22 protein-coding genes are annotated in these 23,887 nt (G+C 65.0%); 12 read left to right on the top strand and 10 right to left on the bottom strand.

Annotation, left to right across the window (positions count from 1 at the left end; all coding sequences use genetic code 11):
- Window positions 1-117: 117 nt before the first annotated feature.
- The 5 genes from ACT2BZ_RS06575 to glmM all read right to left on the bottom strand — a co-directional run bounded on the left by ACT2BZ_RS06575 (window position 118) and on the right by glmM (window position 4,668).
- Window positions 118-1,377, bottom strand: a complete 1,260-nt coding sequence (locus tag ACT2BZ_RS06575) for a sensor histidine kinase (RefSeq protein WP_457940044.1) — start codon at window positions 1,375-1,377, stop codon at window positions 118-120.
- Between the two features lie 2 nt (window positions 1,378-1,379).
- A complete protein-coding gene (locus tag ACT2BZ_RS06570) occupies window positions 1,380-2,081 on the bottom strand; it encodes a response regulator (protein WP_457940043.1) in 702 nt (233 codons plus the stop codon).
- 27 nt (window positions 2,082-2,108) lie between these two features.
- Window positions 2,109-2,681, bottom strand: coding sequence for a Spy/CpxP family protein refolding chaperone (locus tag ACT2BZ_RS06565; RefSeq protein ID WP_457940042.1), 573 nt, complete (start codon window positions 2,679-2,681; stop codon window positions 2,109-2,111).
- Between the two features lie 133 nt (window positions 2,682-2,814).
- Entirely contained in the window at window positions 2,815-3,216 is a 402-nt protein-coding gene (gene msrB / locus ACT2BZ_RS06560; RefSeq protein ID WP_457940041.1) for a peptide-methionine (R)-S-oxide reductase MsrB, read from the bottom strand.
- Between the two features lie 99 nt (window positions 3,217-3,315).
- The gene (gene glmM, locus ACT2BZ_RS06555; protein WP_457940040.1) at window positions 3,316-4,668 is read right to left on the bottom strand and encodes a phosphoglucosamine mutase; all 1,353 of its coding nucleotides are present in this window, start codon (window positions 4,666-4,668) and stop codon (window positions 3,316-3,318) included.
- Window positions 4,669-4,968: 300 nt separating this feature from the next.
- On the opposite strand from glmM, the gene ispG reads away from it, so the two are divergent.
- The gene (gene ispG / locus ACT2BZ_RS06550) at window positions 4,969-6,219 is read left to right on the top strand and encodes a flavodoxin-dependent (E)-4-hydroxy-3-methylbut-2-enyl-diphosphate synthase (RefSeq protein ID WP_457940039.1); all 1,251 of its coding nucleotides are present in this window, start codon (window positions 4,969-4,971) and stop codon (window positions 6,217-6,219) included.
- A gap of 4 nt (window positions 6,220-6,223) precedes the next feature.
- On the top strand, window positions 6,224-7,078 hold the full coding sequence (locus ACT2BZ_RS06545; protein WP_457940038.1) for a transglycosylase SLT domain-containing protein: 855 nt from the start codon (window positions 6,224-6,226) through the stop codon (window positions 7,076-7,078).
- 12 nt (window positions 7,079-7,090) lie between these two features.
- Here the strand turns inward: ACT2BZ_RS06545 and ACT2BZ_RS06540 are convergent, their stop codons facing one another.
- Both ACT2BZ_RS06540 and ACT2BZ_RS06535 read right to left on the bottom strand, forming a co-directional pair.
- Complete coding sequence (locus ACT2BZ_RS06540) at window positions 7,091-9,415, bottom strand: response regulator (RefSeq protein WP_457940037.1); 2,325 nt, start codon at window positions 9,413-9,415, stop codon at window positions 7,091-7,093.
- Window positions 9,416-9,494: 79 nt separating this feature from the next.
- Window positions 9,495-10,412: a polyprenyl synthetase family protein gene (locus ACT2BZ_RS06535; RefSeq protein WP_457940036.1), complete on the bottom strand. Its 918-nt coding sequence runs from the start codon at window positions 10,410-10,412 to the stop codon at window positions 9,495-9,497.
- A 151-nt stretch (window positions 10,413-10,563) separates the two neighbouring features.
- Between ACT2BZ_RS06535 and ACT2BZ_RS06530 the strand changes: the two genes are divergently transcribed.
- The 3 genes from ACT2BZ_RS06530 to ACT2BZ_RS06520 all read left to right on the top strand — a co-directional run bounded on the left by ACT2BZ_RS06530 (window position 10,564) and on the right by ACT2BZ_RS06520 (window position 12,142).
- Window positions 10,564-11,271 (top strand): biosynthetic peptidoglycan transglycosylase, encoded by a 708-nt coding sequence (locus ACT2BZ_RS06530; RefSeq protein WP_457940035.1) that lies wholly within the window; start codon window positions 10,564-10,566, stop codon window positions 11,269-11,271.
- Between the two features lie 148 nt (window positions 11,272-11,419).
- The gene (rpmF, locus tag ACT2BZ_RS06525; protein WP_008834724.1) at window positions 11,420-11,602 is read left to right on the top strand and encodes a 50S ribosomal protein L32; all 183 of its coding nucleotides are present in this window, start codon (window positions 11,420-11,422) and stop codon (window positions 11,600-11,602) included.
- Window positions 11,603-11,734: 132 nt separating this feature from the next.
- Entirely contained in the window at window positions 11,735-12,142 is a 408-nt protein-coding gene (locus tag ACT2BZ_RS06520) for a hypothetical protein (protein WP_457940034.1), read from the top strand.
- A 7-nt stretch (window positions 12,143-12,149) separates the two neighbouring features.
- Here ACT2BZ_RS06520 and ACT2BZ_RS06515 read toward each other — a convergent pair whose 3' ends face one another.
- Together ACT2BZ_RS06515 and phaR are read right to left on the bottom strand one after the other, a co-directional pair.
- Window positions 12,150-12,578 carry a GlcG/HbpS family heme-binding protein gene (locus ACT2BZ_RS06515; protein ID WP_457940033.1) on the bottom strand — a complete coding sequence of 143 codons (429 nt, stop codon included), beginning with the start codon at window positions 12,576-12,578 and terminating at the stop codon, window positions 12,150-12,152.
- A 79-nt stretch (window positions 12,579-12,657) separates the two neighbouring features.
- Window positions 12,658-13,251, bottom strand: a complete 594-nt coding sequence (phaR, locus tag ACT2BZ_RS06510; RefSeq protein WP_457940032.1) for a polyhydroxyalkanoate synthesis repressor PhaR — start codon at window positions 13,249-13,251, stop codon at window positions 12,658-12,660.
- 278 nt (window positions 13,252-13,529) lie between these two features.
- Between phaR and ACT2BZ_RS06505 the strand changes: the two genes are divergently transcribed.
- From ACT2BZ_RS06505 to ACT2BZ_RS06475, 7 genes are all read left to right on the top strand, one after another.
- Complete coding sequence (locus ACT2BZ_RS06505; protein ID WP_457940031.1) at window positions 13,530-14,714, top strand: acetyl-CoA C-acetyltransferase; 1,185 nt, start codon at window positions 13,530-13,532, stop codon at window positions 14,712-14,714.
- A 90-nt stretch (window positions 14,715-14,804) separates the two neighbouring features.
- Entirely contained in the window at window positions 14,805-15,527 is a 723-nt protein-coding gene (gene phbB / locus ACT2BZ_RS06500) for an acetoacetyl-CoA reductase (protein WP_457940030.1), read from the top strand.
- A 687-nt stretch (window positions 15,528-16,214) separates the two neighbouring features.
- On the top strand, window positions 16,215-19,595 hold the full coding sequence (locus tag ACT2BZ_RS06495) for a helicase-related protein (protein ID WP_457940029.1): 3,381 nt from the start codon (window positions 16,215-16,217) through the stop codon (window positions 19,593-19,595).
- 3 nt (window positions 19,596-19,598) lie between these two features.
- Window positions 19,599-19,982: an RNA-binding S4 domain-containing protein gene (locus tag ACT2BZ_RS06490; RefSeq protein ID WP_457940028.1), complete on the top strand. Its 384-nt coding sequence runs from the start codon at window positions 19,599-19,601 to the stop codon at window positions 19,980-19,982.
- 112 nt (window positions 19,983-20,094) lie between these two features.
- A complete protein-coding gene (gene fdxA, locus ACT2BZ_RS06485) occupies window positions 20,095-20,433 on the top strand; it encodes a ferredoxin FdxA (protein WP_457940027.1) in 339 nt (112 codons plus the stop codon).
- A 364-nt stretch (window positions 20,434-20,797) separates the two neighbouring features.
- Window positions 20,798-21,394 (top strand): CarD family transcriptional regulator, encoded by a 597-nt coding sequence (locus ACT2BZ_RS06480; RefSeq protein WP_457940026.1) that lies wholly within the window; start codon window positions 20,798-20,800, stop codon window positions 21,392-21,394.
- 216 nt (window positions 21,395-21,610) lie between these two features.
- Window positions 21,611-22,459, top strand: coding sequence for an RNA polymerase factor sigma-32 (locus tag ACT2BZ_RS06475; protein WP_457941238.1), 849 nt, complete (start codon window positions 21,611-21,613; stop codon window positions 22,457-22,459).
- On the opposite strand, the gene ACT2BZ_RS06470 is transcribed toward ACT2BZ_RS06475, so the two are convergent.
- The gene (locus ACT2BZ_RS06470; protein ID WP_457941237.1) at window positions 22,446-23,885 is read right to left on the bottom strand and encodes a M48 family metalloprotease; all 1,440 of its coding nucleotides are present in this window, start codon (window positions 23,883-23,885) and stop codon (window positions 22,446-22,448) included. The genes ACT2BZ_RS06475 and ACT2BZ_RS06470 overlap by 14 nt on opposite strands.
- Window positions 23,886-23,887: the final 2 nt, after the last annotated feature.

Here is a 23,887-nt window from a genome sequence, read left to right as displayed (position 1 = left end):
CCGGCAGCGGGCTTTTTTTATGCCGGTTCCGGGTCCAGGGCGTTGCACGCAGGCTTGGTGCATCCAGCCAAGGCGGAAGCCCGCAGCAGATAATCAGGCCAGCAGGTTCGAGGCGCTTCAAGCGTCGGTTTGTGCGCCGTTCGCCGGCAATTCAACGACGAAACAGGCGCCGCCCTCGGGCACCATTTCGTAACGCACCGAGCCGCCATGGTGAACGGCGATCTGGCGCACCAGGGAGAGGCCGATTCCCCAGCCTCCCGCGCTCTCGCTGCGCCCGCTCGGGCGGTAGAAGGGCTCGAAGATGCGATCACGCTCGCCTTCCGGAATACCGTCACCGCAATCGCGCACGACCAGCCGCACGACCGGTCCATCGCGTCGGACATGCGTCGTCACCGGCGGCGCGCCGTGCCGCAGGGCGTTCTGGATCAGGTTGCGCACCAGCCGCCGGAGCAGGCGTGCGTCGCCCGACACGGTGGCCGGAGACCCGGTGACCGCGACATCGCTTCCGGCCCCCTCCTCGGCTGTGAGGGCGAGCAAGTCGACGTCTTCGACGCGCTCAGGGCTGCGCACATGGTCAAGCCGGCTGGCAAGCAGGATCTCCTCCACGAGGGCATCGAGCTCGCCGAGGTTCTTGATGATCTCGTCGCGTGTCCTGTCGCTTGCCGACCGCTCGTAAAGGTCGATCGCCATGCGCAGCCGCGCCAGGGGCGAGCGCAGTTCATGGCTGGCATTGGCGAGCAGCGAGCGGTGCGCGGCAACAAGCCGCTCGATCTGCCCGGCCGCCTCGTTGAAGCTCTTGGCAACGGCCGCGACCTCGTCGCTGCCTGAGACAGGAACGCGCCGGGACAGGTCGCCGCCGCCCCAGACCTCGACTCCCTTGCGCAGGCTTTCGAGGCGGCGGGTCAGCTGGCGCACGACGGGGTAGGCAGCAATGCCGATGACGGCCGCGACCAGCACCAGCGATCCGAGGGGATTGCGACGCCCGGGTCCGAGGGGCTGATCGGACCGCAAGGCTACGTAGCGGCCATCGGCAAGCTCCGTCGCAAAGCCCCGTCGTCCCTCGCGCCTGGCTTCGCGACGCGGCCTGTCGAGGGGCGGAGGCGGCGATGAGCCGGCTGCCGCGATGAGTCGGCGGTCAGGTCCATAGACGGCGATGTCGGCATCGAGCGCGTCGGAAAGACGGTCGAGCGTGGCGGACAGGACCACCGGGTCGTCTCCGGCGGGCAGCATGTCCGCGATGAAGCGGTCTCGCCGCCCGGCCCAGCCACGATCCTCATCGTCCTGCCCGATGCGCATGAGCAGCGCGCTTCCGACTGCGACGATTACAAGACTGGCCAGGAGCGTCAGGTATATCTTGAGGAAAAGGCGACTGCGCATGCTCAGCCTTGCCCATCCTGCTGGCGGGCAAAGACATAGCCCGCGCCGCGCACGGTGATGATGCGCCGCGGATGCTTCGGATCGTCCTCGACCGCCGCGCGGATGCGCGAAATGTGGACGTCGATGGAGCGGTCGAACGCGTCGAACTCCTCGCCGCGCACGAGATCCATCAACTGTTCGCGCGACAGGACGCGGCCGGCATTGCCCGCGAGTGCGACGAGCAGGTCGAACTGGTGGCTTGTCATCTGGCGCTCCTGTCCGTCGAGGCGCACCTGGCGCGAACCGGGATCGATCTCGAGCCGGCCGAAGCGCAGCACCCTGTCGCTGTCCGAACGTCCGCCCTGACGGCGACGCAGGATCGCCTTGATGCGGGCCAGAAGCTCGCGCGGGTTGAAGGGCTTGGGCAGGTAGTCGTCGGCGCCGAGTTCCAGGCCGACGATGCGGTCGGTCTCCTCGCCCTTGGCGGTCAGCATCAGGATCGGCACGTCTGACGTCGCGCGCATGCGGCGGCAGGTCTCGAAGCCGTCGATGTCAGGCAGCATGATGTCGAGAATGACGATGTCGGGCGAGCGACGGGCCAGGTCGGCTATGCCGGCGTGGCCCGTCGCTGCGGAATGAACGGTGTAGCCATTGCCCGACAGGTAGTCGGCGATCATGGCGGACAGGCGCGTGTCGTCGTCGACGATCAGGACCTGTTCCGCCATGTTGTCGTTACTCCGCCAGGAACCGGACTACCACCGGCCGTGCCCGTGCCGGCCGTGGCCGCCACGCTCGCCGCGTTCCTTGAAGTGCTTGGCAAGCTGGGCGCGCTGCTCCGGGGTCAGGACCTCGGCGGCGTCGAGGACCGCGGTCGTCATCTTGCGCGAGGCCTCGTCGATTGCCGCGACGCGGTCGGCGCGAAGCTTCTCGGCCGCCGCGCGATCGATGGTCGGCGCCGCAAGCAAATCGGCGATCTGGCCGCGCGTATCGCGGAAGTCCTCGACCATGGGCACGACCTCGTCGCGGGCCGAACCGAAGATTTCCTTCAGCTTCGTCGCCTGCTCCGGCGTCGCGTCGATCTCATCGAGCATGTAGTCGAGCCGGCGCTCGCCGAAATGCTTGCCACGCATCGAGACCTGCATCGCCTTGCCGTCGGAGCCGTGCATGCCGAACTGCGCTGCGGCGATGTCGCTGCCCTTGGCCGAGGCGAGGCCGAGACCGGCAAGCGCGGCGATGGCCAGCGAACCCATGGCCAGCCGACGGCCCCAGCCGCTGTTGCTGGCGGCAGCTTCGGGAGTGTGAATTTCCTGCTTCTCGGGTTCCATGATCGTCTTCCTTTCATCATGCAGCACCATCGCTGCGATGATCCAAGGCTAGCGGCGTCAGGTTTCCTGCTTAGCGGGGGAATGTAAAGATATGCAAAGCTGCTGCCGCCCGGCAGGGGGGCGGAAATGACCCTCAGGCCGGCGTGAAATTCAGCGCCACGCCGTTGATGCAGTAGCGCAGGTGGGTCGGCGGCGGGCCGTCCTCGAAGACATGGCCAAGATGGCTGCCGCAGCGCGAGCAGTGGCATTCGGTGCGAACCATGCCGTGGCTGCGGTCCGTCGTAGTCTCGACCGATCCGGGTACGGGGTCGTTGAAACTCGGCCAACCGGTGCCGCTCTCGAACTTCAGCTTCGATTCGAAGAGCGGCTGGTCGCAGCCGGCGCAGGTGAAGGTTCCGGCACGCTTCTCGTGCAGGAGCGCGCAACTGCCCGGCCGCTCGGTCCCGTGATTGCGCATGACTTCGTACTGTTCAGCGGTCAGCAATTCGCGCCACTCGGCTTCGCTGCGGGTCACGGGATAGGTCTTGGCGTCCATGTCAGTCTCCTCGGGCGGCCTTCTAAGGCGGCTGGACCCTAATGTAGGTCGCCCGACGTGGTCTGAAAAGGAGGCTGACGGGCGAAGCGCCACCCGGGATCAGGCCGCGCTGCGGCTCTCGGCGATGACGCCGACGATGTCGTTGACCACGGTCTCGACCAGCTTCGGATCGTCGCCCTCGGCCATCACGCGGATCAGCGGCTCGGTGCCAGAGGGGCGGATGACCAGACGGCCGGTGTTGCCGAGGCGGTCGCGCGCATCTTCGATCGCGGCTTTGACCGGCGCTTCCTCGAGGGGCTTTCCGCCCGAGAAGCGGACGTTCTTGAGCAGTTGCGGTACCGGCTCGAACTTGCGGGTCAGTTCGCTGACCGGCTTGTTCTGGCGCTTGATGCAGGCCAGGACCTGAAGCGCGGAAACGAGGCCGTCCCCGGTGGTGGAGAAGTCGGACAGGACGATGTGGCCGGATTGCTCGCCACCGACATTGAGGCCGTGCGCGCGCATGTGCTCGACGACATAGCGGTCGCCGACCTTGGTCCGATGAAGTTCCAGGCCGACGCTACCGAGAAAGCGCTCCAGCCCGAGATTGGACATCACCGTGGCGACCACGCCGCCACCGGCGAGGCGGCCCGACTGGTGCCAGGATTCGGCAATCAGCGCCATGATCTGGTCGCCGTCGACAACCTCGCCGTTCTCGTCGACGATGACGACACGGTCGGCGTCGCCGTCGAGCGCGATGCCGATGTCGGCGCGAACCTCGTGCACCTTCTGCGACAGGCCAGCGGGGTGGGTCGAGCCACACTCCTTGTTTATGTTGAAGCCGTTGGGTTCGACATTGATGGCGATGACCTCGGCGCCGAGCTCCCAGAGCGCCGCCGGGGCGACCTTGTAGGCAGCGCCATTGGCGCAGTCGACGACAATGCGCAGGCCCGAAAGTGACATGGCGCGCGGCAGCGTGCGCTTGGCGAACTCGATATAGCGGTCGTCGCCGCCGTCGACACGCTTGGCGCGTCCGAGCCCGTCGGAATCGGCGAGCGCCAGGTCGATGTCCTGGTCGAGCATCGCCTCGATGCGGCCCTCGATCTCGTCGGACAGCTTGTAGCCATCGGGTCCGAACAGCTTGATGCCGTTATCGTAGTAGGGATTGTGCGAGGCCGAGATCATCACGCCGATGTCGGCGCGCAGCGACCGCGCCAGCATGGCGACGGCCGGTGTCGGTATCGGACCAAGCAGGAAGACGTCCATGCCCGCCGCAGTCAGGCCGGCGACCATGGCGTTCTCGATCATGTAGCCGGAGAGCCGCGTGTCCTTGCCAAGCACGACGCGGTGCCGATGGCTGCCACGCTGGAAGGAAAGCCCGGCGGCCATGCCGACCTTCATGGCAATTTCCGCCGTCATGGGATACTTGTTGGCCTTGCCACGGATTCCGTCCGTGCCGAAATACTTGCCCGCCATGTGCATCCGCCCCCGAAATGGGCCCCTCGAGTGTCGTTGGCGCGGATTTCTGCCACAGAACGGGCTCGTCCACGCATCACATTTGGTGAGTCTATGTTACGAACCCTTAGAAATCATTGTCGTTGGGCTGCGAATACAGTCGATTTTGCAACGACAGTGCCATGACCTGCAGCCCGGCAGGTGCTGCGCCGGCGCTCCGTCACAGTTCCGTTGCAGGCGGCCCGCAGGCTTCGGGGAGTTGACAGAGGCGGCCCGGTTCGCCACCTCAGGGCAGAATCCTGTCTCGAAAGGCAACCGGCAATGACCGGATACTATTCCTCACCGTTCCCGCGTCGGCATTCGGTCGGCGTCGACGTCGGCGGCGTGACTGTCGGCGGCGGCGCGCCGGTGGTGGTGCAGTCGATGACCAACACCGACACCGCGGACATCGACCGCACGGTCGCGCAGGTCGCCGCCTTGCATCGCGCCGGTTCCGAGATCGTGCGTATCACCGTCGACCGCGACGAGTCGGCCGCCGCCGTGCCGCATATCCGCGACCGGCTGGCGCGGCTGGGCATCGACGTCCCGCTGGTCGGCGACTTCCACTATATCGGCCACAAGCTGCTTGCCGATCATCCGGCCTGCGCCGAGGCACTGGCGAAATACCGCATCAACCCGGGCAATGTCGGCTTCAAGGAAAAGAAGGATCGGCAGTTCGCCGACATCGTCGGAATGGCGATCCGCTACGGCAAGCCGGTCCGGATCGGCGTCAACTGGGGCTCGCTCGACCAGGAGTTGCTGACGCGACTGATGGACGACAACCAGAAGCAGGGTTTTCCGCTGACGGCGCAGCAGGTGACGCGCGAGGCGATCGTGCAGTCGGCACTGCTGTCGGCCGAACTCGCCGAAGAGATCGGACTGCCGCGCGACCGCATCATCCTGTCGGCCAAGGTTTCCGGCGTGCAGGACCTCGTCGCGGTCTACGCCGAACTCGCCGCACGCTCCGACCACGCGCTGCATCTTGGCCTGACCGAGGCGGGCATGGGCTCGAAGGGCATCGTCGCATCGTCGGCCGCCATGGGCATCCTGCTGCAACAGGGCATCGGCGACACAATCCGCGTATCGCTGACACCGGAACCCAATGGCGACCGCACCCGCGAGGTGCAGGTGGCGCAGGAACTGCTGCAGACGATGGGATTCCGGCAGTTCGTTCCGATCGTCGCTGCCTGCCCCGGCTGCGGCCGCACCACGTCCACGGTATTCCAGGAACTGGCCCAGAACATCCAGGCCGACCTGCGCAAGAACATGCCGGCATGGCGCGATCTCTACCCCGGCGTGGAGGAACTGAAGGTCGCGGTGATGGGCTGCATCGTCAACGGGCCGGGCGAGTCCAAGCATGCGGATATCGGCATCTCGCTGCCCGGCACCGGTGAAACGCCGACAGCGCCTGTCTTTATCGATGGCAAGAAGGCTGCGACGCTGCGTGGCCCCGACATTGCGCGCGACTTCGAGAAAATGGTGGCTGCCTATATCGAGCAGCGGTTCGGCCGCGCCAAGTCGGCCGCGGAGTAGACCGATGCGGCTCCGGCAAGTGGCATTCATGCTGCTTTGCGGGACGGTCTCCTTCTGCGGCGAGGCAATTGCCGATCCTCCCGGTCGCAGCCATCCGGTCACCGTCAGCCGCATCTGCACCCTGATCGGCAATGAGGCCGACCGGCATCGCCTGCCGCGCGATTTTTTCGCCCGGCTGATCTTCAAGGAAAGCCGCTTCGATCCCGGGGCGGTCAGTCCGGCCGGCGCCGAGGGCATCGCCCAGTTCATGCCAGGCACTGCCGCCATGCGCGGCCTCGACGATTCCTTCGATATCGACAAGGCGATCCCGGCTTCGGCAAAATATCTCGGCGAGCTGAAAACCGGCTTCGGAAATCTCGGTCTGGCGGCTGCAGCCTACAATGCCGGCGAGGCCAGGGTCTCGCGCTGGCTTTCGGCTGGCGGATACCTGCCGATGGAGACCGAGAACTACGTTTTGGACATCATGGGCGAGCCGGTGGATAGATTTTCCGACCAGACCTACGCCGGGACGGTCCAACCGCTTGATCCTAAACTGGATTTCCAGGGCGCGTGCCGACAGCTCAGGGCACTTCGTCCAACAATGGTCGCCATGTCGACGGTCAGCGTGAAGCCCTGGGGCATCCAGGTTGCCGGCAATTTCCGGCGCGAGGCGGCCGTCAGGCAATGGCAAAGGCTGAGCCGCCGCGTCGCCAGCGCCGTCGCCGGGCACGAGCCGGTGGTCAGCCGGGTGCGTTCGCCACGCGGCCGGCGCGGAATCTACGTGGTGAGGATCGGCGCAGACGACCGTGCGGAGGCGGAGCGCATCTGCAGCAAGCTGCGCGGCGCGGGCGGCTCCTGCATCGTGCTCAAGAACCGCTGACAGGAAAGGCCGTCAGGCACTCACAGCGATCTGCGCGTCGCCCAGACGACCGGCGATCTTGGCGCTCAGCCGGTCGGGCGAGATCGGCTTGTGCAGGTAGTCGTCCATGCCGGATTCGAGGCATTTCTCGCGGTCGCCCTTCAGCGCATGGGCCGTGACGCCGATGATCGGCGTATGCGCACCGCTTGCGGCCTCTGCCTGCCGGATCGCGATTGTCGCCTCGAATCCGTTCATTTCAGGCATGGAAACGTCCATGAGGATGAGCTTGGGCCGCATGGCGCGATGCATCTCGACGGCGGTACGGCCATTGCCGACGATGCGGTAGGTCAGGCCCAGACCGTTCAGGATCTGGGCAAAGACCAGCTGGTTCACCTCATTGTCCTCGGCGACGAGAATGTCGATCGAGGCGTCGCCCGCCGGCTTTGTCTCCAGGCGCTGCGTGGGCACCGGACGCGGAACAGGACGCGGCTCCGGAACGCTGCGGGTCGGCTCGCTCCGGTCGCTGAAGCTGCCGACGAAGGCACCGTTGCGGGCGCGCTGTATGACGCTGACCAGGGTTCCGAGCAGCGCTGCCGAACGCGCGGGCTTGGTAAGGTGGCCGGCAATGCCGCATTCGACGGTCAGGCGGTTGAAGTCGACCTGATCGACGGAAGTGAGCAGCACGACCGGTACGGACGCAATCCGCTCTTCGGCGGCAATTGCCCTGGCGACGTCGACGCCGTTCATCCCGGGCATCTGGTAGTCGAGAATGACGCAGTCCACGCGGGCCCCGATCTGGGCGGATCGCTCGAGGAAGGCGAGGCCGATCGCGCCGTTCTCCGCAGCCGCGCAGTCAAATCCCCAGTTGCGTAGCTGCTCGAGCAGGATGTCCCGGTTCACGGCATTGTCGTCGACGACGAGCACGCGGGCGCCGGTGACGTCGACAGGCACATCCTGTTCGGCGGCGCCGGTCGAGTGAATGGGCATCGCGACAGAGAACCAGAAGATCGAACCGCGGCCGACCTCGCTCTCGATGCCGATCTTGCCGCCCATCAGGTCGACCAGGCGGGCTGCAATCGCAAGTCCGAGCCCGGTGCCTTCGTGGCGACGCGTGGAGGAACCGTCGACCTGGGCAAACTTCTCGAAAACCGTCTGCAGCTTGTCGGCGGGAATGCCGATGCCGGTATCCTCGACGCGAACCTTCAGCCGCGCCATGCCTTTGCCGGACTCGCCGGAGACGTCGACAAGCACATGGCCCTTTTCGGTAAACTTCACCGCATTGCCGAGCATGTTGGTGAGGATCTGACGGAAGCGGCCGACGTCGCCGACGACCATGGGCGGCAGGGTCGGATCGATACGCACGATCAGTTCCAGGTTCTTTTCCATGACGCTGGCCGACACCAGCGTCGCAACGTCCTCGACCGCTTCGGCAAGGCGGAAGGGCGCGTTCTCGAGCGCAAGTTGACCGGCATTGATCTTCGAGAAATCGAGAATGTCGTTGATGATGGTCAGCAGTGCGTTGCCGGACTTCACGATTACGTCGGTGAAGGTCTTCTGGCGCGGCGTCAGCTCCGTCTTGGATAGCAGTTCCGCCATGCCGAGCACGCCATTCATCGGCGTGCGGATTTCGTGGCTCATATTGGCAAGGAATTCCGACTTGGCCCGGTCGGCGGCCTCGGCCTGAAACAGCGACCGTTCCGATTCGGCGAACGCCCGCCGGATCGCGGTTTCCATCGGCCGGAAGACCCAGATCGCGACGGAAACCAGGACGACAAGCAGCACGATGATTGCCGAGGAGAGCACGGTCTCCATCTGTCCTTCGGCCCGATGATGCTCTGCCTCAAGCGCCTGGTCGGCGCGTTGCAGCATCGGCTGGATGAACAGGTCGTTCTGGTTGCGGATTTCGCGGTAGGCAACCTCGTTGGCCTCGGCAGTCTGGCCGAGTTTTCCAAGATTGCGGACAAGATCCCGCGCGGACCACAGCAGGTCTCCGTTGACGGAGGCGGAATCGATGGCGTCGTTGGTCGACGTTGCGAGTCTTGGCCTCACGGTCGAAATGTCGCGCTCCAGCGCGGCCATGACCGCGCTCAGCCGCGAGGCATGATTGGCGGCCGCCCTGGCGAACTGGTCGCCGGTTCCATTGCTCCAGTTTCGCGTCACCTGCTCGGCGAAGGCGGTAGCCTTGGCGAGGCCGCTCCTGAGGTCGACGATCTGGGCCCTAACGTCATCGATCTGGTAGCGAAATGCATTGATGTGATGCATCGCGAAAATAATCGCACCGCAGGTGACGGCAAAGATCGCCAAGCCCGAGAGATAGCGCAGCCTAACGGAATCGATGAAAGTCGAACGATCTGACAAGCGCATACCCCGAACATGTGCGCAAAATTCCAATGTCGGGATTAGGCGGCATTTGCCTTAAAATTTCGTGTGTTTGCCGCTACTTGCGGCGAGCCGCGACGAAGGAAGCTGCCGCCTTCAGCATTGCGCCGCGTTCGCCGTAGATGTCGAGCAGCTCCTGCGCCTGGGTCACGAGCCCGGCGAGCTGCAGCCGCGCCCAATCCTCGCCGTGCAGCGCAACGAGCGTCGCCTTGCCGGCGGCCTTGTCCTTGCCGGTGGCCTTGCCGAGGCTTTCTGCGTCGGCGGTTATGTCGAGCAGATCGTCGGCAAGCTGGAAGGCAAGTCCGATAGCCGAACCGAACTCGGCCATTCGCTCCCGTTCGGCGGGCGCTGCGCCAGCCAGGATCGCGCCCGCCTCGCAGGCGAATCGGATGAGGGCGCCGGTTTTCATCGCCTGCAGCGCGATGATGCCCGGCTCGCCGGGCGGCGAGCGCTGTGCGTCGATGTCGAGAGTCTGGCCGCCGGCCATGCCGCCGATGCCCGATGCCCTGGCAAGTGCCACGACGAGGGCGCAGCGGCGGTCGGCGTCGAGCCCGGTAGCCTCATCGGCGATGATGTCGAAAGCGAGGGTAAGCAGGCTGTCTCCAGCCAAAATGGCGGCGGCCTCGTCGAAGGCCCTGTGAACCGTCGGCTGCCCGCGTCGCAGATCGTCATTGTCCATGGCGGGCAGGTCGTCATGAATCAGCGAATAGCAGTGCACGCATTCGAGCGCTGCCGCGACCCGCATTGCGGCATCGGCGTCGGCGTCGAAGACGGCTGCCGATTCCAGCACAAGAAACGGCCGCAGGCGCTTGCCGCCATTGAGCACACCGTGGCGCATCGCAGCGAGCAGTCTGTCGGGGCGGGAAATCTCGCCCGGCTGCAAGCGGCCGTCGAGCAGTCGGCGAAGCAGGTCCTCGACGGAACTGGCGCGCAGTTCCAGGACGGTCTCGAAGGCCAAGTTTGCATCATCAAGCATGGTGCGACCGTTTACGTCATGGGCGGGCCCGGTCAAGCGGCACGCCGGGCTGTGTGTTGCCTATCCGTCTGGACGTCATTATGCCAGACCCTGAAGCGGGGAAGCGCGCGTGACTGAGCGGATCGTGGATCGACGGACCGAAGGGAGACCCATGGCGGCGAAGTCCAAGCGGGGAAAGCGCACGCCGCGCCACTGGCTGCGTCGCCTTGTGCTTCCCGTTGCCGCGCTGATTGCGCTTCCGCTGGTCCTCACGGTCTTCTACCGGCCTTCCTTCGTCCATCCGGTGTCGACGCTGATGCTGGCGGATCTGGTGACATTCTCGGGTTACGACCGGCGCTGGGTGTCGCTCGACGAGGTCGCTCCGGTGTTGGCGAATTCCGTGATCATGTCGGAGGACGGGCAGTTCTGCGCGCATCGCGGCGTCGACCTTGCCGAACTCAAGGTCGTGATCGACGATGCGCTGGCCGGTGAGGCGACGCGCGGCGCCTCGACGATCACCATGCAGACGGTCAAGAACCTCTATCTCTGGCAGCGACCGCTCGGAACCGTGCGCAAGCTCATCGAACTGCCGCTCGCCGTCTATGCCGATTTCGTGCTGCCGAAGTACAGGATCATGGAAATCTATCTCAATATCGCCGAATGGGGCCCCGGCATCTACGGTATCGAGGCCGCGGCCCAACACCATTTCTCGCGCTCGGCGGCGGACCTGACCGCCAGGCAGGCCGCGCTGCTGGCCGTCACGCTGCCCAATCCGGCCGGCCGAAATCCGGCCCGTCCATCGGCGGGCCTGAAGCGGCTCGCTTCCATCATCGAGCGGCGCGCGGCGAAGGCCGGAGGCTATGTCGGCTGTCTCAGATAGCGCTGTGCGAGGCGCTCGCGCAAAAAAATCGTGCCGGCACTGGTCAAAGCGGCGTGGCCCGTGTATGGACACCGCACTTTCTGGAGATATCGGCCCGCCAGAGTGGCCCTTTTACGAGGGTTGCGGGCTTTTTTAGTGGAGCACTTCCATGGCTGTGCCAAAACGAAAAACTTCGCCGTCCAAGCGCGGCATGCGCCGCTCGGCCGATGCGCTGAAGGCCCCGACCTATGTCGAGGACAAGAACTCCGGCGAAATGCGCCGTCCGCACCACATCGACCTGAAGACCGGCATGTATCGCGGTCGCCAGGTGCTGACGCCGAAGGAAAGCTGATCGGGCTTTCATCGCAACGTTCTTAAAGGCCGGCTTTCAGCCGGTCTTTTTTGTTGCCGCGACCGGGGCTCTTGACGTCGACGCCATCCCGCCCTCTACAGGCAGCGTGACCCGTTACCGAGGAGAGTCGCCATGCTTTCGAGCATTCCGCTGCTGGTCGTGCCGTTCATTCTCTACAATCTGGGACTTGCCGGCGTGTTCGGCGCGGGACCAGGGGGCGACCCCTGGAGCATCGAGCTGTTCTCGTTCTCGATGATGTCGGGGGGTGTGTTCTCGATGACGCTCGGCATGCTGATGATCGTCATCGCGCTGCTGCTGTTCTTCGTCGAGATCGTCAAGGCGACGCGCACGTCGAACGCCTCCATCCTCGACCACCTGTTGTCGACTTTCGTCTTCGTCGCCTTCCTGGTCGAGTTCCTGCTGGTCAGGGGCGCGGCAACCTCGGTGTTCTTCACCCTGATGGTCATCACGCTGATCGACGTGCTGGCAGGCTTTTCCGTGTCGCTGCGGGCCGCGAGCCGCGACGTCACCATAGGCTGAGCCGGGCTCAGCCCTCGGCGGAAAACCCGGCCGCCTCGATCCCGGCCACCGCCGCCGCCTCGTCATTGTCGGACGTATCGCCCGAAATGCCGACTGCGCCGATGACGCCGCCGGCGCCGTCGCGGATCAACACGCCGCCTGGCACCGGAACGATCCTGCCACCCGAGACATCCTGGACACCGGCCATGAGATGCGGCCGGTCCCTGGCGAAGGCATCGAGCCGGCGCGAGCCCATGCCGAGCGCCAGCGCGCCAAAGGCCTTTCCCGAGGCCATCTCGGGCCGCAGGAAGGACGCGCCGTCCTGGCGCTGAAACGCGACAAGATGTCCGCCGGAATCGAGAACGGCGACGCCAAGCGGCTTCAGCTCGAGTTCGGCAGCCTTAGAAAGAGCCGACGTGATGATTGCATTGGCATTCGCCAGCGATAGCTCGGTCATAAAGTAGCTCCGGATTGAATAAGTGCCGGGCCGCCGGGGCGGCCTTCGATGGTACTTCACGATATCGGGACGCCCGGGGTCAGCCCATCGAGTCGATCTTGCGCTGCATCGCGGCGATCTGTTCCTTGAGCTCGCTTAGGTCGTCGGGCTTGTCCTCCGCCTCGGCTTCCTCCGTGTCCCCCGCCTGGCCGCCGGGTGGAAAGGGCGTGAACAGGCGCATGGCGTTCTGGAACATCTCGATGTTCCGGCGCGCCTGGTCTTCGATCGCCTTGATCGGGGTCGCGATCTTGACCATGTCGATCGGCGTCTTGCCCATTGCCGACTTCATCTGCTCGCGGAAGCGCTCCTGCTCCTTGGCGAAGGCGATCATCGACTGCTCGAGAAAGCTCGGCACCACCATCTGCATCTGGTCGCCATAGAAAGAGATGAGCTGGCGCAGGAACGGGACCGGCAGCATGTTCTGGCCGTCCTTGTTCTCCAGTTCGAAGATGATCTGGGTCAGCACGGGGTGGGTTATGTCGTCGCCGGTCTTGGCGTCCTGGACTGTGAAGTCCTCGCCCTTCTTGACCATCTCGGCCAGGTCCTCGAGCGTGACATAGGTGCTCGTGCCCGTGTTGTAGAGCCGTCGATTGGCGTATTTCTTGATCACAACCGGATCGTCTTTGACGGCCATATGCGTCCTCCCAGAAAGACCGGGCCGCAGTGTAAGCACCCGGTAACGATCGTGTCCTGTTTGAGGATATGCGCAAAAGCCATGCGATTCCAAGCTGTTTGTGCAGTGCGGGATTGCAGCATTCGGCAAGGCGGTGAAATTGCTGCGCAGCACGACTACCTGTAGCGAAGCGCGCCCTGATACGCGACCATTTGATATTTGACTCGGGATTTGGAAACGCCCAGAAAGTTTCTCATCAGGGCTCGCCCGACAGCCCCATTGCCAGTTTGGAGATCAATATGTCCGCATCCAGTTCAATCGTCGTCGCAAGCGCGGCCCGCACTCCGGTCGGCTCGTTCAACGGCGCGTTCGCCAACATGCCCGCGCACGACCTCGGCACCATCGTGTTGAAGGAGGTGCTCGAGCGGGCCGGCGTGGATGCCAAGGAAGTCGACGAGGTCATTCTCGGCCAGATACTGACGGCAGCCCAGGGTCAGAACCCGGCCAGGCAGGCGGCGATCAATGCCGGCATCCCGAAGGAGGCAACCGCCTGGGGCCTGAACCAGCTCTGTGGATCGGGCCTGCGCGCCGTTGCCATCGGCATGCAGCAGATCGCCATGGGCGACGCCAAGATCATCGTCGCGGGCGGCCAGGAGTCGATGTCGATGGCGCCGCATGCGCAACACCTGCGCGCAGGCACCAAGATGGGCGACCTGAAGTTCGTCGACACGATGATGAAGGACGCGCTGGTCGACGCCTTCTACGGCTACCCGATGGGCAACACGGCGGAGAATGTCGCGCGCCAATGGCAGCTTACCCGCGACCAGCAGGACGAATTCGCCGTCGGCTCGCAGAACAAGGCTGAGGCTGCGCAGAAGGCAGGAAAGTTCAAGGACGAGATCGTCGCGGTTACGGTCAAGGGCCGCAAGGGCGACACCATCGTCGACCAGGACGAGTATATCCGTGCAGGCACCACGATGGACACGATGCAGAAACTCAGGCCGGTCTTCGACAAGGAAGGCACGGTCACGGCCGGCAACGCGTCGGGCATCAATGACGGCGCTGCCGCGACGCTGCTGATGACCGAGGCCGAAGCCGAACGCCGCGGCATCACGCCGCTGGTGCGCATCGTCTCCTGGGCGACCGCCGGCGTCGACCCGCAGATCATGGGCACGGGTCCGATCCCGGCATCGCGCAAGGCACTCGAGAAAGCCGGCTGGTCGGTGGGCGACCTCGACCTGGTCGAGGCCAACGAGGCCTTCGCGGCTCAGGCCTGCGCGGTCAACAAGGACATGGGCTGGGATCCCGCGATCGTCAACGTTAACGGCGGCGCCATTGCCATCGGCCACCCGGTCGGCGCATCCGGCGCCCGCATCCTGAACACACTGGTCTACGAAATGCGTCGCCGCGGCGCGAAGAAGGGCCTGGCGACACTGTGCATCGGCGGCGGCATGGGCGTGGCCATGTGCCTCGAAGCCATGTGACAATCAGACTGCGGATCGGGAGGCCAGCCACCCGATCCGGCCATGAACTGAAATAAAAGCCCGGGAACAGGGCGACCAAAGGGGAAACGCATGACCAAGACAGCACTCGTCACCGGTGGCACGCGCGGCATTGGCGCCGCCATCTCGATCGCACTCAAGTCCGCCGGCTATTCAGTGGCGGCCAACTACGCCGGCAATGACGAGGCGGCGCAGACCTTCAAGAACGAGACCGGAATCCCGGTCTACAAATGGTCGGTGGCCGACTACGACGCCTGCGTGGCGGGCATTGCCAAGGTCGAGGCCGACCTCGGGCCCGTCGCCGTGCTGGTCAACAATGCCGGCATCACCCGCGACGCGATGTTCCACCGCATGACGCGGGAACAGTGGGGTGAAGTCATGGGCACCAACCTCAACGGGCTGTTCAACATGACGCATCCGGTGTGGCCGGGCATGCGCGACCGCAAGTTCGGCCGCGTCATCAACATCTCGTCGATCAACGGCCAGAAGGGCCAGATGGGTCAGGCCAACTACGCGGCGGCGAAGGCCGGCGACATCGGCTTCACCAAGACGCTCGCCCAGGAGGGCGCGCGGGCCGGCATCACGGTCAACGCGATCTGCCCGGGCTATATCGGCACCGAAATGGTGCGCTCGGTTCCCGAGAAGGTGCTCGATTCCATCGTCTCGCAGATACCCGTCGGTCGTCTCGGCGAACCGGACGAGATCGCGCGTTGCGTGGTGTTCCTCGCCTCAGATGACAGCGGCTTCATCACCGGCTCGACGCTCTCCGCAAACGGCGGCCAATACTGCGTCTAGGCACGAGCGCCGGGTTGCGACGCCCGGCACTCGCTTTGCCCAAGTCTCGCCCGCCGCGGCTCGCATAGCCGCGGGCTCTGTTCGTGCGCCCGGCGCGGTCGTCCCGCCATGGGACGCATTGGTTAACGGCCAAGCCATCCGGGATTCAAACGCAACAAGAAAACTCCGTCGCGTAGGCCGCGCGGCGGGCGGCATCACAACATCTAGGGGTGAACAAAAGGGGAAATTCACGCTGCCGCTGATTCGTCGCCGATTCGTTCCCCCTTTGGGCGAAACGTTAATGGAATGGGCCTGCGTCGCCACACGACGGTTCACTCGCGCTTCAAATATACTAACGAAATCATAAGTTTGCTCTCAAGCCCGAGCGCGGGCCGGGGGCGCAGCCGACAAAGGTTAACGCGCAGACCGCAAACCGAGGCAGGCGCGCAGCAGGCGATTCAGCATGTGGTGGAGTCGAGCGGCCGGCGGACCACATGTTGAGGAGAACAAAAGCTGAATCGGCACAGGTCACTGATTCGTCGCTGATTCGTTCCAGACTCGTTCCATACGTTAACCGCGCCAACTTTTCGGCTTTCCCTTCCCCCAACAACTCCCTATGTGTCGGAAGGATCCGCAGCCCGAAATGTGCCGCACCGATCGTCTCCCGCATGTTGCGAAGCCGAGCCAGAGAGGCCACGTTCGGAACCCATGACCTTCCATCCCAAGAATGCCGACCCGCTGATCCTGTCGGGCCGCGACGTAACAGCGGTGCTGGGCCCGACAAACACGGGCAAGACCCATCTCGCCATCGAGCGCATGGTGGCGCATGAGAGCGGGCTTATCGGCCTGCCGCTCAGGCTGCTGGCGCGCGAGGTCTATGCCCGCGTCTGCGAGAAGGTCGGCGCGCACAAGGTGGCGCTGATCACCGGCGAGGAGAAAATCCAGCCGGCCGGTGCCAAATACTCGGTCTGCACCGTCGAGGCGATGCCGCGCACGACCGACGCCGCCTTCGTCGCCATCGACGAGGTGCAACTCGCAGGCGACTTCGAACGCGGCCATATCTTCACCGACCGCATCCTGCATCTGCGCGGCCGGCAGGAAACCTTGCTGCTCGGCGCGGCGACGATGCGCGGCATCCTTGAGCGCCTGCTGAAGGGTGTCTCGGTGGTAACCCGGCCGCGGCTGTCGCATCTCGCCTATGCGGGCCAGAAGAAGCTGACCCGGCTGCCCAGCCGTTCGGCCATCGTCGCCTTCTCGGCCGACGAGGTCTACGCCATCGCAGAGCTCGTGCGGCGCCAGCGCGGCGGAGCGGCCGTGGTGCTCGGCGCGCTCAGCCCGCGGACCCGCAACGCACAGGTCGAGCTCTACCAGGCGGGCGACGTCGACTATTTGATCGCCACCGACGCGATCGGCATGGGCCTCAACCTCGATCTCGACCATGTTGCCTTCGCGCAGGACCGCAAGTTCGACGGCTACCAGTTCCGCAACCTGTCGGCGGCCGAGCTCGGGCAGATCGCGGGCCGCGCCGGCCGGCACCTGCGCGACGGCACGTTCGGCGTCACCGGCCAGGTCGACCCTTTTGATGAGGATCTGGTCAAGAAGATCGAGGGCCATGACTTCGATCCGGTGAAGGTGCTGCAGTGGCGCACGGCCGATTTCGACTTTTCGAGCCTCGACGCGCTGCGGCGATCGATCGAACGGACGGCCCCGGTCGAGGGCCTGACCCGGGCGCTGCCAGCGGTCGATGCGCAGGCACTCGAGCATCTCTCCATGGACCCGGCGATCCGCGACCTCGCGACCAGCCGAGAGAGAGTTGCACTGCTTTGGGAGGCCTGCGTCCTGCCGGACTATCGCCGCATTGCGCCGGCACAACATGCCGAACTGATCGCCTCGATCTATGACGACCTCGCCAGGAAGGGCCATGTCGACGAGAACTACATGGCAGAACAGGTGCGGCGCGCGGATTCCACCGATGGTGACATCGACGCACTGTCGCACCGGATTGCCCAGATCAGAACCTGGACATTCGTTTCAAATCGGCCGCAATGGCTTGCCGATCCAACACACTGGCAGGAAAAGACGCGCGAAATCGAGGATAGACTGTCGGACGCACTGCATGAGCGGTTGACGAAACGCTTCGTAGACCGCAGGACTTCCGTCCTTGTCCGGCGTCTCAGGGAAAACACGATGCTCGAAGCCGAAATTGCCCCGTCGGGCATGGTTGTCGTCGAAGGCCACCATGTTGGCGAGTTGCAGGGGTTCCGGTTCACTGCCGACCAGAGCGCCAGCGGCGAGGATGGCAAGGCCATCCGCTCGGCGGCGCAGAAGGCGCTTGCCGCCGAATTCGAAATGCGCGCAGAGCGTTTCGCGGCGAGCGCCAATGGCGACATTGCGCTCGGGTCGGACGGCACGCTGCGCTGGCTCGGTGCGCCGATCGCCACACTGGTTGAGGGCGAGGACGCGCTGAAGCCGCGCGCCGTGCTTCTGGCCGACGAACAGCTGACCGGCCCGGCACGCGACAAGGTTGCCGCGCGCATCGACCGCTTCGTGAATTTTCAGGTCGAACTCCTGCTGAAGCCGCTGGTCGAACTGAAGAATGCCGACCAGATTGCCGGCATCGGACGCGGCATCGCCTTCCAGATCGCCGAGAATTTCGGCGTCCTCAACCGGCGCGACATCGCCGAAGACGTGAAGTCGCTGGATCAGGCTGGCCGCGCGGCGCTGCGCCGTCTCGGCGTGCGCTTCGGCGCCTACCACATTTTCGTGCCGGCGCTGATCAAGCCGGCACCGGCAGGGCTGGTGACGCTGCTGTGGGCGCTCAAGAACGACGGCAAGGACAAGCCCGGTTTCGGCGACATCGTGCATGCACTGGCCACCGGCCGGACCTCGGTCGTCATCGATCCGACCTTCGACCCGGTCTTCTACAAGCTCGCGGGCTTCCGCACGCTTGGACGTCGCGCCGTGCGCATCGACATTCTGGAGCGGCTCGCCGATCTCATCCGTCCCGCGCTGGCCTGGAAGGCGGGCACGGGATCGCGCCCGGAAGGGGCCTATGACGGCTCGGCCTTCATGGTAACGCCGGCGATGATGTCGATTCTCGGCGCCAATGCAGAGGACATCGAAGAGATTCTCAAGGGTCTGGGCTACCGGTCCGAGGCGAAACCCGCCGACGAGGTGAAGGAACGGCTCGAGGCCCTCGACCAGGCGGCGCGCGAGGCTGTGGCCGCAGCCGCCGCGAAGGCAGAGGCCGACAAGGCCGCACGTGCGGCGGAAAAGGCTGCGCAGGAAGCACAGGCCACCGAAGCCGTTACTGTTGCAGGGGACTCAGTCGAGGCGGCTGAAGCGCCCGCCGGGATCGTAGCGGCCCCGGCCGGCGATGCCGGGGAGAGCAGTGCCGAGCCGGCCGCAGGCGGAGACGAAAACGTTCCAGTCGAGGCACCGGTCTGGGCGCCCTCGGGCAGCCCGGAGATCGCGGCTCCCGTCGCCGAACAACCCGCTTCGGTTCTGGGTGAAGAGCCGGCGGAGAGCGCGGCGCCTGCAGAAGTGGTTGCGACCGAGACCAGCCCAGCTTTTGAACCCGCGGCAGAAGCCGAGGCTCCCGCCGCTGAAGGTGCCGCACCTGCCGCTGAACCCGCAGCGCAGGGCGAGGCCGCGGTAGCGACCGGCGACCGACCGGCAGCAGCCGCCGCCGACGAGGCAGCCAGCGGCGAAGAGGCGGAAGCGCCGAAGCCTATCCTGCTTTGGCGGCAGGGCCGGTCTGACCACCGGCCGCGCCATCAGCGGCCCAACCAGCGTCATCGTGGCCAGGGCGCTGCAGCTGCCCAGGGCGCCGACGGCGCTGCCGACGGTGCAAGGCCGGACAAGCGTGGCCGCCCGGGCGGCAAGCCGAAGTTCGACCGCGACCGCTACAAGGGTCCGCCAAAGGGCGCGAAAGAGGGCGGGCGCCCGGATCGACAGGCCGAAGGTCGGGGCGACCGGTCGAAGCATCCTGCCGCACCGTCGCGCCAGCGCGAGGAGCGTCCGGCGCGCATCGATCCGCTGTCGCCCTTCGCCAAGCTGGCGGCATTGCGCGACCAGCTCAAGAAGTAGGCGATGGCGGAAGGCCGCCAGCGCATAGACAAGTGGCTGTTTTTCGCACGAGTGACGAAGTCGCGATCGCTCGGCGCAAAGCTCGCACTTTCAGGCAAGGTGCGCATCAATCGCGACAACGCGACGCAGGCAGCCGACCTGGTCAAGCCCGGAGACGTCCTGACGATCACGCTGGAGCGCCGCATCGTTATCTACAAGGTGCTGTTGCCAGGCGTCAGGCGGGGCCCCGCCGAAGAGGCGCGCAAGCTCTACGAGGACCTGTCTCCGCCCCCCGAACCAGGCGCGGAACTGCCGCCAAGGGCGATCCTGCCGCAGCGCGAGGCAGGCAGCGGCCGCCCGACGAAGAAGGAACGCCGGGAAACCGACCGGCTGCGCGACAGCGATTGAAACAGGATTCCACGGTGGCGGGCAGCGGCGCAATCGGCGACCTTGCAACACCCCGGCAAACGGGCTACCTCACCCGAAAGACGCACATCGCGGGAAATCCCGGAGCCGACCGATGACCTATGTCGTGACCGATAACTGCATTAAATGCAAGTACATGGACTGTATCGAGGTCTGTCCGGTCGACTGCTTCTATGAAGGCGAGAACATGCTCGTCATCCATCCCGACGAGTGCATCGACTGTGGCGTGTGCGAGCCGGAATGCCCGGCCGACGCAATCAAGCCCGATACCGAGCCCGGCCTTGAGAAGTGGCTCGAAGTGAATACGGAATACGCGTCCAAATGGCCGAACATCACGGCCAAGAAGGACGCTCCGGAGGATGCGAAGTCCTTTGACGGAGTGCCCGACAAGTTCGAGAAGTTCTTCTCGCCGGAGCCGGGAGAAGGCGACTGATTCTTCCCCTAGGGAAGAATCTCGCCCGGCGCCTGATGCGCTACGAGACGTGGCCGCAGCCGCGGCCGCTCCTGCGCGCTCATGCAGCAAATTGTTGATTCTGGCGCGTTTTTGTGCTACATAATCACAACATGCCGGTGGCACAACGTCGATCAAAGGCGCGGAAGCCCTAATCATTGAAAGGTGCACTCCACTCTTCGGACCAGGATGATCTGGGCCAAGCAGGCGCGGCTATGCGTCGGCAGGTTCGGGGTGTTCCGGTGGATTTCATCTGTTTGCACGGCGCATGAGTCAGGGCCTTACGGCCCGGAAGCAGGTTTGCCGGTCGACTTGACCGGCGCCATAACAAGGAGTTCAGGGCGTAATGGCAACCAACCCCCAGCAAAAGAAGTCGGCAACGCGTCACGGTTTCAAGACCGGCGAGTACATCGTCTATCCCGCGCATGGCGTCGGACAGATCGTGTCCATCGACGAGCAGGAAGTTGCCGGTCACAAGCTGGAGCTCTTTGTCATCGATTTCCAGAAGGACAAGATGCGGCTGAAAGTTCCGGTCGCCAAGGCCACCTCGATCGGCATGCGCAAGCTGTCGGAAGAGGACTATGTCGAGCGCGCGCTCAAGGTCGTCCAGGGCCGTGCACGGGTCAAGCGCACCATGTGGTCGCGTCGTGCCCAGGAATATGATGCCAAGATCAACTCCGGTGACCTGATCTCGATCGCGGAGGTCGTGCGCGACCTTTTCCGCGCCGACAACCAGCCGGAACAGTCCTATTCCGAACGCCAGCTCTACGAGGCAGCACTCGACCGGATGGCGCGCGAGATCGCCGCGGTCAACCGCATGTCGGAGACCGAGGCAGTCAGGCTCATCGAGGTCAATCTCGCCAAGGGACCCAAGCGCGGCGCCAAGGCTGACAACGAGGAAGCCGAGACAGAGGCTGAACCCGAGCAGGAAAAGGCGGCCTGAATCCCAGGCTGACATCGTTTCAAGTTCGCACGAAAACCCGGCCTTCTGGCCGGGTTTTTTGTTGCGCGTGCGCCAAAACGGGGGAACCATTCAAGGGTCAACGCGTTTGAGTTTCTTCGCGCGCCCGTTCGTGCAAGCGGCAGTGCTGCGCCAGACATATTGGAGCCCGGCGTGACCCAGCAAACCGACAGTGATCGAAAGCTCGCACGAACTGCCATGCGGGCTCCCTATCTGGAACGCGCCGAAGAACACGATCTTGCGGTCCGCTGGAAGGAAACGCAGGACCAACATGCGCTTCACCAGATCACGATCGCCCATATGCGCCTGGTCATCTCGATGGCCAGCAAGTTCAGGCACTTCGGCCTTTCGATGGGCGATCTCGTGCAGGAGGGGCATGTCGGCCTGCTAGAAGCTGCGGCGCGCTTCGAGCCATCGCGCGACGTTCGCTTCTCGACATACGCGACCTGGTGGATCCGCGCCTCGATGCAGGACTACGTGTTGCGCAACTGGTCCATCGTGCGCGGCGGAACGAGTTCGGCTCAGAAGGCGCTGTTCTTCAACCTGAGGCGCCTGAAGGCCCGCCTGTCGCAGGGCGCCGGTCCGCTGACCGACTTCGCGATACGCAAGGAGATCTCGGCAGCACTTGGCGTTTCCGAGGACGACGTCGCGCTGATGGACTCGCGCCTTTCCGGTGCCGATACCTCACTCAACGCCCCGGTTTCCGGCGAGAACGGATCGACGACAGAGCGTTCTGACTTTCTCGTCGACGACGATCCGCTGCCCGACGAGGTCGTCGCCGACACGATCGACGTCGAACGGCGCAGCATATGGCTGCGCGATGCGCTTGGCGTTCTCAACGAACGCGAGATGCAGATCATCGAAAGGCGGCGGCTGAGCGAGGATGGCGCCACGCTCGAGGAGCTCGGCGGCGCACTCGGCATTTCAAAGGAGCGGGTGCGCCAGATCGAGACCCGGGCGCTCGAAAAGCTGAAGATGGCGCTGGAACGCAACGAGCCGGGCATGCTCGCTTCAGCCGGCACGCAACTCCCGGCTATCGGTCGGTAACGATCTTCACCTTGTCGCCGGCCGACACCGAGGCGCCCGGCGCAAGGGCGTTGAGAACCCTGAAGAGATCGAGCTTGCGGTCGACGCCGACCATCTGGGCCGCAATCGCCCCGGTGGTCTGACCCGGCTGCACGGTGACGATGCGAATTCTCAGCGGCTTCAGCGCGGCCTTTTCCTGGGCGCTGAGCAGCTTGAAGCTGCCGCCGACCGTGGCCGCGACGCTGTCGAGCTGGGTGCTGGCCACGGGGGCAGCCGTCAGCAGCCTGTAAACCTGATCGCCTGCGCGCACGACAGTAATGTCGAACTGCCAGCCCTCGGCGGCAGCACGCGCGCTCGCCGCCTCGTTGCCGTTGATCGTCCTGGCCTCGACGCTCGAATCCTGCAGGCCGGCAACCCAGCCACTGCGGATGTAGTCGGTAAGCCTGGTGCGCTTGTCGACGGCGACGCCGTCGAAGCGGATCGCCACGTCGCCGGGGCCTGTCGCGGTGACGGCCGCAGCGCTGTTGTCGATGATGAAGCCCGTAGGCACCGAAAAGGAGATGCCAAGCTTGGGGTGCAGGAAGGTGTTGCCCCGAACATAGCCTTCTTCCGGCGTATCGCCATAGAGCAAGCCGTCGATGCCGGCGAGGTAGGAGTCGCGGTCGCGCGCGCCGCCGCCATTGCCGAACTGCAGGGCGTGGCGCTGCGCCAGTTCGATGCGCTGCGGTGCATTGGGATGGCTGGCCAGAAAGTCGAGGCTGGCGTCGGTCGCGCCGCTGACGGAGCGGAAGTCCGTGTAGGCCGACATCGACTGCAGGAAGCGGGACGCGGCGGTGGCGTCGAAGCCGGCCTGGCCGCTGGCCTTGATGCCGATCGCATCGGCTTCGAGCTCTTGGTTGCGCGAGAACTGGGCAAGCCTAAGCTTGCCGCGGATCAGCGCGACATTGGCCGTCGGATTGCCGCCCAGCACGTCCTTGACCACCTTGGTGGCCAGCACTTCCTCGGCTTCCTTCTGCTGCCGCTGCAGGCCGTGATTGGCCGTCACATGGCCCATTTCGTGTGCGATGACCGCGGCCAGTTCGGCCGAGTCATTCGCGAGCGCCAGCAGGCCGCGCGTGACGTACAGATAGCCGCCGGGGAGCGCGAAGGCATTGACATTCGGCGAGTTGAGAATGGTGATCCGGTAGGCTTGGCCAGGATTGCCCGATACGGTGGTCAGGTTTCCGACGACCTTTGCGACCATGCGCTCAAGCTTCGGGTCGGAATACTCGCCGCCATAGGTGGCCAGGATCCGTGGGTGCTGGCTCTTGGCGAGTTCGGCAAGACGGTTGTTGCGGGAGACTGAATCGACCGTGACCGGATTCTCGGATGGCCTGAAGGCCGATTCCTTGATGTCGCCACTCGACAGGCTGGAAAGCGCCTGGCAACCCGAGACAAGCGCCACCAGCC

Source organism: Mesorhizobium sp. 10J20-29, assembly GCF_054130485.1.
The sequence above is the reverse complement of the archived record's forward strand: the minus strand, read 5'-3'. Positions and strand labels throughout refer to the sequence as shown.